A 12,527-nucleotide genomic window follows, 5' to 3' on the forward strand; every position below is an offset into this window, starting at 1 on the left:
GGACGCTTCACCCGCCGAGAGGCCGGAAGATCCGACTTCAGGATGAGCGGAATCGTCCCCTGGTCGGGTGCCTAGCGCTCGGAGTCGGGCGCCGCGGGGGACGCGGCCGCGCGCTCCGCGGCGTGGCGCTTGAGCGCGGCGTCGCGGCCGCGGACGTACCAGATGCCGATCAGGCCGAGGGCGCCGCCGGCCGCGCAGGTCCAGGGCCACCACAGCAGGTCACGGTCGGCGAACCAGCCGTAGAAGGGCAGCTGGACCACGAACAGGGCGAACCAGAGGATCGTGCCACCGGTGACGGTGGCGACCACCGGACCCTCAAGGGGTTCGGGCGCCTCGTGCTGAGCAATCCACTTCGCCATGGCACCAGTCTAGGCGGCGCGTTTCGGGGTCTACGCGCGGAGATGGACCGGCCGCCGTTCATGTGTTCATACTGAAACGGTTTGCCTACGGCCGGATTCGTTCGTATGAACCACCAATCGACCCGTTTGAGGACCGCATGAGCACCTCGGCACCCGCCGCGGCCCCCACCAGCAGTCTCGACCGCTACTTCAAGATCTCGGAGCGCGGTTCGACCGTCGCCCGCGAGGTCCGCGGCGGCTTCGCGACGTTCTTCGCGATGGCCTACATCATCGTGCTGAACCCGATCATCCTCGGCAGCGCGAAGGACATGTACGGTCACCAGCTCGACGGCGGCCAGCTCGTCACCGCCACCGTCCTGACGGCCGCCTTCACCACGCTCCTGATGGGCGTCATCGGCAACGTGCCGATCGCGCTGGCGGCGGGCCTCGGCGTCAACACCGTCGTCGCCCTCCAGCTCGCCCCGCGGATGAGCTGGCCCGACGCCATGGGCATGGTCGTCCTGGCGGGCTTCGTGGTGATGCTGCTGGTCGCCACCGGCCTGCGCGAGCGGGTCATGAACGCCGTCCCGCTGGGGCTGCGCAAGGGCATCGCGATCGGCATCGGCCTGTTCATCATGCTGATCGGCCTGGTCGACTCCGGCTTCGTCTCGCGCATCCCGGACGCCGCGCACACCACCGTCCCGCTCCAGCTCGGCGGCACCGGGCACCTGCTCGGCTGGCCGGTCCTGATCTTCGTGGTCGGCGTGCTGCTCACGCTGGCGCTGCTGATCCGCAAGACGCCCGGCGCGATCCTGATCTCCATCGTGGCCATGACCGTGATCGCGGTCGCCGTGCAGCTGATCACCGACCTGCCCGACCTCGCCTGGGGCCTGACCGTGCCGCAGTGGCCCGGCAACCCGGTGGCGGCGCCCGACTTCGGGCTCGTCGGCCAGGTCAGCCTGTTCGGCGGCTTCGGCAAGGTCGGCGTGCTGACCGGTGTGCTGTTCGTCTTCACCGTGCTGCTGTCCTGCTTCTTCGACGCGATGGGCACCATCCTCGGCGTCGGCGACGAGGCGAAGCTGATCGACAAGGAGACCGGCGAGTTCCCCGGCATCAACAAGGTCCTGCTGGTCGACGGCCTGGCCGTCGCCGCGGGCGGCGCCACCTCGTCCTCCGCGACCACCTGCTTCGTGGAGTCCACGGCGGGCGTCGGCGAGGGCGCGCGCACCGGCTTCGCGAACCTCGTCACCGGCGGCCTGTTCACCGTCGCGCTGTTCCTGACCCCGCTGGCCACGATGGTGCCCTCGCAGGCGGCCACCCCCGCCCTGGTCGCGGTCGGCTTCCTGATCCTGGCCGGCTCGGTGCGGGACATCGACTGGAGCGACTTCACCATCGCCGTCCCGGCCTTCCTGGCCATGGTGATGATGCCCTTCACCTACTCGATCACCAACGGCATCGGCATCGGCTTCATCAGCTTCTGCGTGCTGCGCCTGGCGACCGGACGGGGCCGCGAGGTCCCGGCCGCCATGTACGTGGTCTCGGCGGTGTTCGTCTTCTACTACGCGATGCCGGCCCTCGGCCTCACGTAGGACCGCCGGGTCCGGTCGGCTCCGGTCGGCTCCGGCCCCTGCACGGCCCTCCCGTCAGGTGAGGCCGTAGAACTTCTCCGTCTCGTCGACCGCGGTCTTGAACCGCTCGTCGAAGTCATCGCGAATGAGCGTCCGGACGACATAGTCCTGGACGCTCATTCCGCGTTTGGCGGCATGGAGGCGGAGCCGCTCCAGCAGCTCCCCGTCTATGCGCATGCTCAGCACATGTGTCCCCATGGCGAAAGGGTCGGGGCAGACGGTGCGGACGCGTGTCACTTTCCGCTGCCGACTCACCCGTACGAGTGACGGGGGATACCCGGTGTTCTTTAGGTAGAGTAATGAGTTATTCTAAGTACATGCATGACCTCTCCCATGGCGACGATGCTGCCGCCGTGAACGACCTCCGCTCCGCCGTCATGCGGCTGGGCCGGCGCCTGAAGCACCAGCGCGTCGACGAATCGCTGAGCCCGACCGAGATGTCGGTGCTCGGCACGCTCGCCCGCTGCGGCCAGGCCACCCCCGGTGAGCTGGCCCGGCGCGAGCACGTCCAGCCCCCGTCGATGACCCGCATCGTCGCCCTGCTGGAGGCCAAGGGACTGGTCAGGCTGGAGCCGCACCCCGACGACCGCCGCCAGAAGGTGGTCAGCCAGACCGAGGAGGCCGAAGCGATGCTCGAAGAGAGCCGTCGCAAGCGCAACGCCTTCCTGGCAGGGCTCGCGGCCGAGCTCACCGAGGACGAATGGGCCAAGCTCCGCGAGGCCGCTCCCGTCCTGGAGAAGCTCGCGCACCTGTAGGAACGACGCCCAGGAGGCGAACGCTTTTGAGTACGGGAACCGGAGCAGACTCCGCACCCGGCCACACATCCACCCCCTCTGCCGCGGCACCCGCGGGCCGGAAGAACTCGATGTTCTCCTCCCTGCGGATCCGCAACTACCGGCTCTTCGCGACCGGCCAGGCCGTCTCCAACACGGGCACCTGGATGCAGCGCATCGCACAGGACTGGCTGGTCCTGTCGCTGACCGGCTCCGCTTCCGCCGTCGGCATCACCATCGCGCTGCAGTTCCTGCCGATGATGCTGTTCGGCCTCTACGGAGGCGTCCTCGCCGACCGGCTGCCCAAGCGGCCGCTGCTGCTCGCCACGCAGGGCGCCATGGGCCTGACCGGCGTCGCGCTCGCCGTCCTCACCCTGGCCGGACACGTCCAGGTCTGGCACGTCTACCTCGCCGCCTTCGTCCTCGGCCTGGTCACCGTCGTGGACAACCCGGCGCGCCAGACCTTCGTCCCCGAGATGGTCGGCCCGGCGCAGGTCGCCAACGCGGTCAGCCTGAACTCCGCCAACTTCCAGTCCGCGCGGCTGGTCGGCCCGGCCATCGCCGGTGTGCTGATCACCGCCGTCGGCTCCGGCTGGGCGTTCCTGCTCAACGGGCTCTCCTTCGCCGCGCCCATCGCCGCGCTGCTGATGATGCGGACCGCCGAACTGCACCCGGTGGCGCCGCAGCCGCGCGCCAAGGGACAGCTGCGCGAGGGCCTGCGCTACGTCGCGGGCCGGCCCGAACTGATCTGGCCGATCGTGCTGGTCGGCTTCATCGGCACCTTCGGCTTCAACTTCCCGATCTGGCTGTCCGCGTACGTCAGCGAGGTCTTCCACGGGGACGCGGGCACGTACGGGCTCTTCAACACCCTGATCGCGGCCGGATCCCTGGCGGGGGCGCTGCTCGCCGCCCGGCGGGGCCGGGCCCGGCTGCGGCTGCTCGTCGCGGCCGCCGCGCTGTTCGGCGGCCTGCTGCTGGTGACCGCGTACGCGCCGGGCTTCTGGCTGTTCGCGGCGCTGCTGGTGCCCGTCGGCATGTTCGGCCTGACCGTCAACGTCGTGGCCAACTCCAGCGTCCAGCTGGCCACCGACCCCGAGATGCGGGGCCGGGTCATGGCCCTGTTCATGATGGTCTTCACCGGCGGCACCCCCGTCGGGGCGCCGCTCGTGGGCTGGATCACCGACACCTACGGCGCCCGGGTCGGCATGGCCTCCGGCGGCCTGATCTCCCTGGCCGCCGCGCTCGGCGTCGCCGTGGTGCTCTCGCGCGTCGGCAACCTGCGCCTGCGCGTGAACCGGCACGGCGTCACCTTCGTGCCGTCCGCCCGCCGCGAGGAGCTGGTGCCGGCCGCGTAGCGCCGGTCCGGGCCCGCGGGATCCCGGGCGGGGATAGGTTGGGGGGCATGAGGCTGTTCGCCGCCGTACTGCCCCCCGCCGGAGCCGCCCGGGAACTGCGGGAGGCCCTCGCCATCGTGGACCGGGGCACGGGGCTGCGCTGGACCGCCGAGCCGGGGTGGCACGTCACCCTCGCCTTCATGGGCGAGGTCGCCGAACCGCTGCTCCCCGACCTGCACGCCCGCCTCGGCCGCGCGGCCTCCCGTACCGCCCCGTTCGCGCTGCGCCTGCACGGCGCGGGCCACTTCGGCGAGCACGTCCTGTGGGCCGGGGTGGCCGGCGCCCTGGACTCCCTGCGCCTGCTCGCCGAGCGGGCCGACGCCGCCGCCCGCCGGGCCGGCGTACCGATGGAGCAGCACCGCCGCTACACCCCGCACCTCACCCTCGCCCGCGGCCACGGCGACGGCAGCGGCGACGGCAGCGGCAGCGGCAGCGGCAGCGGCAGCGGCAGCGGCCTGGGAGCGTACGTCGACGCGCTGGCCGGCTTCGAGGGCACGCCCTGGCGGGCCGACACCCTGAGCCTGGTCCGCAGCAACCTGCCCACCAGCGGCGTCCCCGGGGAGCAGCCCCGCTACGAGGTCGCCGCGGCCTGGCCCCTCACGGGCTGACCCCCGCCGCCCCCGGCCGGCCCGGCACGAGCCCGCCAGGGTCCGTACGCCCCCACCCCCGCCGGACCGGAGCCCGTACGGCTCCGCCGGCCCCCGCACGCCCGTACGCCCCGCGCGCCGACCGCGCCCGGACCCCCGCCCGGGGGCCGGGCGCGGTCGCACGTCCGGCGGCGGCCGGGGGGGCCGGCGGAGCGTTCCGGCACGGTTCACCGGGGCGTGGCCCGGTCTTCGGGGGGCCGAATCCGGATTCCGGTGAAACAGAACCAGTAGAGGCGATCCCGGCATGCTCACGCCGAGTACCGCCCGCCTCCGCCCGCTGACGCACCGCACCACCGGTCGCCCCGCGCCACCCCGCGGACGACCCGGAGTCCCTCCGGCCACCCCTCGAAGGAGTCCCCGTGCCGTTCACCGAGCCCGCCGCCACCCTCCCGGCCCCCGCCCGCGCGGCCACCCGGCGAAGGCTGCTGATGTGCCGTCCCCAGCACTACGACGTCACGTACTCGATCAACCCCTGGATGCACCCGGACCGCAGCACCGACCCCGCCCTCGCCGTACGGCAGTGGGAGCGGCTGCGGGACACCTACCTCGGCCTCGGCCACCTCGTGGAGGAGATCGAACCGGTCCGCGGCCTCCCCGACATGGTGTTCGCCGCCAACGGCGCCACCGTGGTCGACGGCAAGGTCTACGGCGCCCGCTTCCGGCACGCGCAGCGCACCGCGGAGGGCCCGGCCTACCTCGACTGGTTCGAGCGCCGGGGCCACGAGGTGCTGTGGCCCGAGTTCATCAACGAGGGCGAGGGCGACATCCTGACCGTCGGCCGCCGGCTGCTCGCCGGCACCGGCTTCCGCACCGACCCGCGCTCGCACGCCGAGGCCCAGGAGTTCTTCGGCCTGCCAGTGACGAGCCTGACCCTCGTCGACCCGGAGTACTACCACCTGGACACGGCCCTGGCCGTGCTCTCCGACGACGAGGTCATGTACTACCCGGCCGCCTTCTCCGAGGGCAGCCGGTCCGTGCTCCGCACGATGTTCCCCCACGCGATCCTCGCCACCGCCGAGGACGCGGCGGTCTTCGGGCTGAACGCCTTCTCCGACGGCCGCCACGTGCTGCTGCCGGACGCGGCCACCGGCCTGAAGGCCCAGCTCAGCGCGCGCGGCTTCGAGCCCGTCGGGGTCGACCTCTCCGAGCTCCTCAAGGCCGGCGGCAGCGTGAAGTGCTGCACCCTGGAGCTGCGCGAGCGCTGAGTCACCGCCCACGAAGTTTCCCGAAAGGAACGCTGTGACCTCTGCGACCGCGATCGCGGACAGCTACACCCGCCTCCTCGACCTGCTGGGGGAGGGCGGCGCCGACTACCGGCTCCTGCGCCACGCCCCCGAAGGACAGACCGAACTCGCCAGCCTGCTGCGCGGCCACCGCCTCGAAGAGGCCGCCAAGTGCCTGGTCATCCGGGTCGCCCTGGGGCGCAAGCGGCGCCGCTACGTCATCGCCGTGGTGCCCGGCCACCGCCGCGTCGACCTGGATGCGGTGCGGGCGGCCTACGGGGGCACCAACGCCTCCTTCGCCGTGCGGGCGGTCGCCGAGGAGCTGACGGGCTGCGCCAGCGGTTCGATCATGCCGGTGAGCTTCGACCCGTCGGTGGAGGTGGTGGTCGATCCGGAGCTGCTGGGGCAGGAGGAGATCTGGTTCAACGCGGGCCGGCTCGACGTGTCGGTGGCCCTGCGCACGTCGAGCTACCTCGCGCTGGTCCGGCCGCGGCCGGCCCCGATCGCCGAGCTGCCCGCCCTCGTCCCCGCGGCCGGCTGAGCCGGGCCGGTCGGGGCGGTCTGCGGCCCGGGCGCCCTCAGCCGCTCCGGTGGCTGAGGGTGACGTACACGTACTCGTCGAGCACCTTCGCCAGCGGCAGCCCGGGCCGGCCCAGCCACGCCGTCAGCGCCTCCTCGTCCAGGCCGCTCCCGTCGAGCGCGGCCCGCGCCCAGGCCCGCCCGGTGCGCAGGTGGCGCTCGAAGGCGGCGGCGTCCCGGCCGCCGTGCAGGCGGGTGGCGATGGCCGCGTCCCAGGGCATCACGGTGCGCGGCCGCAGGGCGAACAGGGCCTTGGCGGCGGCGGTCGGCCCGAGGGTGCGGCGGCCGAGCGGGAGCGCGGCCAGGTCCCCGTACGCGGCCGCCAGCAGGGCGCACTCCCGCTCGGTCAGCGCCGCGAGCGGGGCCGCGGGCAGCTCGTGGCGCTCCCACCAGGCGCCGAGCCCGCTCCCCAGCGGGTCGGGCTCGCCGTCGCGCGGGTAGCGGATGCGGCAGCCCCAGGCGTTGAGCCAGCGGTGCAGGGCGTCGCGGTGCGCGGGGCGGGAGAGGTCGGGCCCGGGGGCGGTGGCGGCGAGGAGCGCGAGCCAGCCGCGGTCCACGCCGGGGAACGCCGCGAACACCCCGGCGGCCTCCCGCAGCCGGTCGGGGCCGGGTGCGGGCGGCAGCCCGGCGTCGAGGTGGGCGCGGGCCACCTTCGCCGGTACGCACATCCGCCAGGCGTCGGTGACCAGTCCGGCCAGCTCCCCCGGTCCGAGGGCGGCCATCCGGGCGTGGACCCAGTGGTAGCGCATGTCGCCGGGGCCCGGCAGCGAGAAGGTGTCCGGCTCGGAGGCGACGAGCGCGGCCCGCTCCTCCTTCGGGAAGGCGAGGCCGAGCTCGCTCTCGTCCCGGGAGAGCGCGAGGTAGACGATCCGCCCGATCCGGAACTTCACCCGGTCGCGGACGAGGTGCTCCTCGGTGCGCGGCAGCGCGAGCGCGAGCCGCCGTACGTCTTCCACGGTCACCACCATGACCGAAGTCTCGCAGCCCCTGGCGGAAGGGCCAGGGGCTGCCGCGTTAGTCTCGACGGGTGGATCCGAAGACCAGAAACCGTGTCATGGCCGGTGTGCTCGTGCTGATGTTCGTCGTCGTCGCCGTGGCGGCCGCCGTCGGGCAGTAGCGGCCGCGCGGCCGCGCGGGCCCGGCGCCGCTACCAGGCGAAGGCCTCCGGGGAGGCGCCCGGGCCGGGGAAGATCTCGTCGAGGGCGGCGAGGAGCTCCTCGGAGAGCTCCAGCTCCACCGCCCGCAGCGCGGACGCGAGCTGCTCCGGGGTGCGCGGGCCGACGATCGGGCCGGTGACCCCGGGGCGGGTCAGCAGCCACGCCAGCGCGACGTCGCCGGGCTCCAGGCCGTGCTTGTCGAGCAGGTTCTCGTACGCCTCCACCTGCGCCCGGACCGAACTGTTGGCCAGGGCGTCGGCCGAGCGGCCGCTGGCCGTGCGCCCGGTCCCGGCCGACTTGCGGATCGCGCCGCCCAGCAGCCCGCCGTGCAGCGGGGACCAGGGGACGACGCCGAGCCCGTACGCCTCGGCGGCCGGGATGACCTCCATCTCGGCGCGCCGCTCCGCGAGGTTGTACAGGCACTGCTCGCTGACCAGGCCGAGCCGGCCGGCGCGCGCGGCGGTCTCGTTGGCCTGGGCGATCTTCCAGCCGGGGAAGTTGGAGGAACCGGCGTAGAGGATCTTGCCCTGCTGGACGAGGACCTCGACGGCCTGCCAGATCTCCTCGAAGGGGGTCTGCCGGTCGACGTGGTGGAACTGGTAGATGTCGATGTGGTCGGTCTGGAGCCGCTTGAGGCTGGCGTCGACGGCGCGGCGGATGTTCAGCGCCGAGAGCCGGTCGAAGTTGGGCCAGGGCGCGCCCTCGGCGGCCATCGAGCCGTAGACCTTGGTGGCCAGGACCGTCTTCTCGCGGCGGCCGCCGCCCTGGGCGAACCAGGTGCCGATGATCTCCTCGGTGCGGCCCTTGTTCTCACCCCAGCCGTAGACGTTGGCGGTGTCGAAGTAGTTGATCCCGGCGTCAAGGGCCGCGTCCATGAGGGCGTGGCTTTCGGATTCGCCCGTCTGGGGGCCGAAGTTCATGGTGCCGAGAACGAGGCGGCTGACCTTGAGGCCGGTGCGTCCGAGCTGCGTGTACTTCATGGGTCCCTAGCCAACTGCTTGGAGTGCGCTCGAAGCAAGACCCCGTCGTGACGGGCGTGTTACGCGTCGTCGGGCGCGGGCCGGTAGGGGCCGCCGATGCCCCACGCCTGGTGCAGGACGGCCGCGAACTCGCCGGCCAGGCGGTGTTCGCCGGAGGCGTTGGGGTGGGTGCCGTCGTAGGTGTCGCGGGTGATGTCGTACCCGTCGGGGCGGGCGGCCAGCAGGATCGGCGAGGCGTCGGTGGTGAGGTCGGCGACGGCCTTGGCGAGCAGTTCGTTGAACCGGGCGACCTCCACCGCGAACGGCGGGTCGTCCTGGGCCCGGACGTTCGCGATGACGGGCAGGAACACCATGCGGATGCCCGGGCGGGCCCGGCGGGCGGCGTCGACGAAGCGGCGGACGTTGCCGGCGGTCTGCTCCGCCTTGGTGTAGAAGCCGAGGTCGATCAGACCGAGGGAGACGAGCAGCACGTCGGCGCGGCCCTCGCGGGCGGCGGGGCCGATGAGCGGCGCCATGTGCTGCCAGCCCTCGCCCCAGCCGGCGAGGTGGCGGCGGGCACCGGCGGGGAAGCCGGGGTCGGCGTAGGCCTGCGCGGCGGCGGACGCGGGCACGGCGGGCGCGGCGGCGTCGTCGTAGAGCTCGCTGCGCGGGCCGACGATCTCGAAGGGGCTCTCCAGGGTGGCGCCCAGGTGCTGCCACATCCGGTAGCGCCAGGTGTAGTCGCCGGCGCGTCCGATGGTCATGGAGTCGCCGACGAACATGAAACGCATCCGGTCATCATCGCGGATCGCGCGACAGGTACTCCTGTGATGCCGGACACGCGCGGCGGGCTGGCAGGCTGGGGGGATGCGCCTGTTGCCCGTACGGACCGCCCTCCGCGTTCCCGCCGTCGCCGCCGTCACCGCCGCCCTCGCGCTCGCCGTCCTGCCGGCGGGCCCCGCGGCGGCGGACGAACGCCCCGGCGCGGCCGGGTTCACGATCGCCGACCCCCGGATCAAGGAGTCCAGCGGGCTGGCGGCGAGCCGGATCCACCCGGGCGTCTACTGGACCCACAACGACAGCGACGACGGCCCGTACGTGTACGCGGTGGACTCGGCGACGGGCCGGACCGTGGCCCGGGTGACCCTGACGGGGATCGGCACGCCGCGCGACGTCGAGGCGATCTCGCTGGGACCGGACGGGCAGTTGTACGTCGGCGACATCGGGGACAACCGGGACGGCACCTGGGACCACGTGTGGATCTACCGCTTCCCCGAGCCGAAGGAGCTGCACGACGCCACCGTCAGGGCCGAGCAGTTCACCGTGACGTACGCGGACGGGCCGCGCAACGCGGAGGCCCTGATGGTCCATCCGGTCACCGGCCGGGTGTACATCGCGAGCAAGAACGAGCAGCGGGGCGGCCTGTACGAGGGCCCGGAACGGCTCTCGGCGGACGGGAACAACGTGTTCCGGCGGATCGCCGACGTGCCGTGGGTGACGGACGGGGCGTTCTCCCCGGACGGCGGCCGGCTCGCGCTGCGCGGCTACTTCTGGGCCCGCACCTACCCGTGGAGGGACGGGCGCCCGCAGGGCGGGGGGGACCGGGTGGACGCGCCCTGGCAGGGGCAGGCGGAGTCGGTGACGTACACGCCGGACGGCCGGACGCTGATGTTCGGGGCGGAGGGGGCCAACAGCAAGGTGGTGGCCGTCCCGGTGGCGCCGGACGCGGCGGGCTCCCCGGCCCCGTCCGGCGCGGCCTCCCGCCCCGCCACCGGGGGCGGGGCGGGAAGCGCGGCGGACGGCCCCGCCGACGGGCCGGGCGGCGGTTACGGCAAGGGCGCCCTGGTGCTGGCCGTCGGCACGGCCCTGGTCCTCGGGGGCAGACGGCTCCTGCGCCGCCGCCCGCGCGGCTGACCGCCGCCGGGTCCGTCAGGGCCGTCCGTCGACCGGGATGCGGGCCGTGGGCGGGCCCTCGCCGGGCGCGGGGACGGCGACGGGGGGCTGCGGGGCCGCCATCGAGGCCAGCAGCTGGCGGGCCACCCCCAGGCCCGTACCGCCCATCGTCAGGGCCTTCGCGAACATCTCCGACATCCCCTCGGCCCCGTTCAGCAGCACCATGTGCTCGACGCTGCCGAAGGCGCCCGCGCCCGCCTCGACGATCGCCGGCCAGTTCTCGGCGAGCTGCTGCGCGACCACCGCCTCCTGGTTCTCCGCCAGCGCCGCGGCCCGCGCCTTGATCGCCTCGGCCTCCGCCAGCCCCCTGGCCTTCGCCGACTCCGCCGCCGCGAGGCCGTTCGCCCGCGCCGACTCGGCCGCCGCGAGACCCTTGGCCTGGGTCGCCGCCGCCTCCGCCTCACCGCCCGCCCGGGTCGCCGTCGCCGCGGCGAGCCCGCGCGCTTCGGTGGCCTGGGCCTCGGCGGCCGCGGCCGTCCGCACCCGGGTCGCCTCGGCGGCCGCCGCCAGCTCGGTCTCCTTCGCCTTCGCCTGCGCCGCCGAGATGCGGGCGTCGCGCTCCGCCTCGGCGAGGGTCCGCGTCTGGTAGGCGGCCGCGTCCGCGGGCTTGCGCACGTCGGCCTGGAGCTGCTGCTCGCGCCGGTGCGCCTCCAGCTCCGCGACCCGGGTCTCCTGGACGACGACCTCCTGTTTGGCCGCCGCCTCCGACAGCGGGCCCGCCTGGCGGGCGGTGGCCGCGGCCTTGTCCCGTTCGGCCTGGTAGCCGGCCTGGAGGATCTCGCTGTCGCGGGTGGCCTCCGCCATCCGGGCGAAGGCCGTCTGCTCGGCCTCCGTCGCCAGCCGGTTCGCCTCGGCCTGCGCGATGCGCGCGTCCCGCTGCACGGCGGCCGCGTGCGGCATCGCCAGGTTCTTGATGTAGCCCGTCGGATCCTCGATCTCGTGGATCTGCAGCGAGTCCACGATCAGGCCCAGCTTCTCCATCTCGGTCCCGCACGCCATCCGGGTCTGCCCGGTGAGCTTCTCCCGGTCGCGGATCATGTCCTCGACCGTCAGACCGCCGACGATGGACCGCAGATGGCCCGCGAAGACGATGTGCACCCGTTCGGGCATCATCTTCTGCTGGTCCAGGAAGCGGCGCGCGGCATTGGCGATCGAGACGAAGTCGTCGCCGATCTTGAAGATGACGACGCCCTTCACGCGCAGCGGGATGCCCTGGTGGGTGACGCAGTCCACGTTCAGCTGGGTCTCGTTGAGGTCCAGGGAGAGCTTGCGGACCGCCTGCACCCCCGGCAGCACCAGCGTGCCGCGGCCGGTGACGATCCGGAACCCCATGCCCTCGCCGATGCCCTCGGTCTTGTGCGCGGAGCCGGAGATGACGAGTGCCTCGTTCGGTTCGGCCACCCGCCACATGAGTTTGAACAGGCCGATCAAGGCCGTGATGGCGGCGAGAACGACTCCCGCCACGACGCCGATGGTCATCGGCAACGCCCCCTTATCGCGGTGCCGTTCGACACCGACGAGGGCGAGTGTGCGCCCGTGGGGGGCGCGGGAGAAGTGGCGCGATCGTTCTTGTCGCCATCTTGGTACGCGACCCGGCGGGAGAGCGCCGCGCGGGAGCCGTGCCGGGGTCAGGGGGCGGGGTAGGCGGCCATCACGTACACCGTGCGGGGCGGCAGGTACTCGACCACCGTCACGACGGTACCGACCGTCAGCGGGCCCTCGCCCGGGGCCGGATGCGCGAGGAAGGCCTCGGCCCCGCCCCGGATCCGTACGATGACCTCCCCGACGGTCCCGGGCCCCACGGCCCCGGTGACCCGCCCGCTCATCCCCACCATGTCCACCCCCCGACCCTACGGCCGGCGCACCCGGACGGGCA

The 12,527-nt window shown here is 73.5% G+C and carries 14 protein-coding genes; 7 read left to right on the plus strand and 7 right to left on the minus strand.

The window, feature by feature from the left end:
• Window positions 1-71: 71 nt before the first annotated feature.
• Window positions 72-359, minus strand: a complete 288-nt coding sequence (locus ACGFXC_RS28780) for a DUF2530 domain-containing protein (RefSeq protein WP_393717563.1) — start codon at window positions 357-359, stop codon at window positions 72-74.
• A gap of 137 nt (window positions 360-496) precedes the next feature.
• Here ACGFXC_RS28780 and ACGFXC_RS28785 point away from each other — a divergent pair, with 137 nt between their 5' ends.
• Window positions 497-1,927, plus strand: coding sequence for an NCS2 family permease (locus ACGFXC_RS28785; protein ID WP_393717565.1), 1,431 nt, complete (start codon window positions 497-499; stop codon window positions 1,925-1,927).
• A 54-nt stretch (window positions 1,928-1,981) separates the two neighbouring features.
• Here the strand turns inward: ACGFXC_RS28785 and ACGFXC_RS28790 are convergent, their stop codons facing one another.
• Window positions 1,982-2,164 (minus strand): ribbon-helix-helix protein, CopG family, encoded by a 183-nt coding sequence (locus ACGFXC_RS28790; RefSeq protein WP_393717567.1) that lies wholly within the window; start codon window positions 2,162-2,164, stop codon window positions 1,982-1,984.
• 119 nt (window positions 2,165-2,283) lie between these two features.
• Between ACGFXC_RS28790 and ACGFXC_RS28795 the strand changes: the two genes are divergently transcribed.
• From ACGFXC_RS28795 to ACGFXC_RS28815, 5 genes are all read left to right on the plus strand, one after another.
• A complete protein-coding gene (locus tag ACGFXC_RS28795) occupies window positions 2,284-2,721 on the plus strand; it encodes a MarR family winged helix-turn-helix transcriptional regulator (protein WP_266574971.1) in 438 nt (145 codons plus the stop codon).
• A 26-nt stretch (window positions 2,722-2,747) separates the two neighbouring features.
• The gene (locus ACGFXC_RS28800) at window positions 2,748-4,094 is read left to right on the plus strand and encodes an MFS transporter (protein ID WP_393717569.1); all 1,347 of its coding nucleotides are present in this window, start codon (window positions 2,748-2,750) and stop codon (window positions 4,092-4,094) included.
• Window positions 4,095-4,141: 47 nt separating this feature from the next.
• On the plus strand, window positions 4,142-4,741 hold the full coding sequence (gene thpR / locus ACGFXC_RS28805) for an RNA 2',3'-cyclic phosphodiesterase (protein ID WP_393717572.1): 600 nt from the start codon (window positions 4,142-4,144) through the stop codon (window positions 4,739-4,741).
• A 398-nt stretch (window positions 4,742-5,139) separates the two neighbouring features.
• The gene (gene ddaH, locus ACGFXC_RS28810; RefSeq protein ID WP_393717574.1) at window positions 5,140-5,985 is read left to right on the plus strand and encodes a dimethylargininase; all 846 of its coding nucleotides are present in this window, start codon (window positions 5,140-5,142) and stop codon (window positions 5,983-5,985) included.
• A 34-nt stretch (window positions 5,986-6,019) separates the two neighbouring features.
• Window positions 6,020-6,544, plus strand: coding sequence for a YbaK/EbsC family protein (locus ACGFXC_RS28815; protein WP_393717576.1), 525 nt, complete (start codon window positions 6,020-6,022; stop codon window positions 6,542-6,544).
• 37 nt (window positions 6,545-6,581) lie between these two features.
• On the opposite strand, the gene ACGFXC_RS28820 is transcribed toward ACGFXC_RS28815, so the two are convergent.
• From ACGFXC_RS28820 to ACGFXC_RS28830, 3 genes are all read right to left on the minus strand, one after another.
• On the minus strand, window positions 6,582-7,550 hold the full coding sequence (locus ACGFXC_RS28820; RefSeq protein ID WP_393717578.1) for an MmcQ/YjbR family DNA-binding protein: 969 nt from the start codon (window positions 7,548-7,550) through the stop codon (window positions 6,582-6,584).
• A 179-nt stretch (window positions 7,551-7,729) separates the two neighbouring features.
• Window positions 7,730-8,719, minus strand: a complete 990-nt coding sequence (locus ACGFXC_RS28825) for an aldo/keto reductase (protein WP_393717580.1) — start codon at window positions 8,717-8,719, stop codon at window positions 7,730-7,732.
• A 59-nt stretch (window positions 8,720-8,778) separates the two neighbouring features.
• Window positions 8,779-9,489, minus strand: a complete 711-nt coding sequence (locus ACGFXC_RS28830; protein ID WP_393717582.1) for a GDSL-type esterase/lipase family protein — start codon at window positions 9,487-9,489, stop codon at window positions 8,779-8,781.
• Between the two features lie 76 nt (window positions 9,490-9,565).
• Between ACGFXC_RS28830 and ACGFXC_RS28835 the strand changes: the two genes are divergently transcribed.
• Entirely contained in the window at window positions 9,566-10,612 is a 1,047-nt protein-coding gene (locus ACGFXC_RS28835) for a WD40 repeat domain-containing protein (RefSeq protein ID WP_393717584.1), read from the plus strand.
• Window positions 10,613-10,627: 15 nt separating this feature from the next.
• On the opposite strand, the gene ACGFXC_RS28840 is transcribed toward ACGFXC_RS28835, so the two are convergent.
• The gene (locus ACGFXC_RS28840) at window positions 10,628-12,130 is read right to left on the minus strand and encodes a flotillin family protein (protein ID WP_393717586.1); all 1,503 of its coding nucleotides are present in this window, start codon (window positions 12,128-12,130) and stop codon (window positions 10,628-10,630) included.
• A gap of 149 nt (window positions 12,131-12,279) precedes the next feature.
• Complete coding sequence (locus tag ACGFXC_RS28845; protein WP_393717831.1) at window positions 12,280-12,486, minus strand: hypothetical protein; 207 nt, start codon at window positions 12,484-12,486, stop codon at window positions 12,280-12,282.
• Window positions 12,487-12,527 lie beyond the last annotated feature (41 nt).

It is taken from the genome of Streptomyces sp. NPDC048507, assembly GCF_043199995.1.
In the GTDB taxonomy this organism is placed as follows: domain Bacteria; phylum Actinomycetota; class Actinomycetes; order Streptomycetales; family Streptomycetaceae; genus Streptomyces.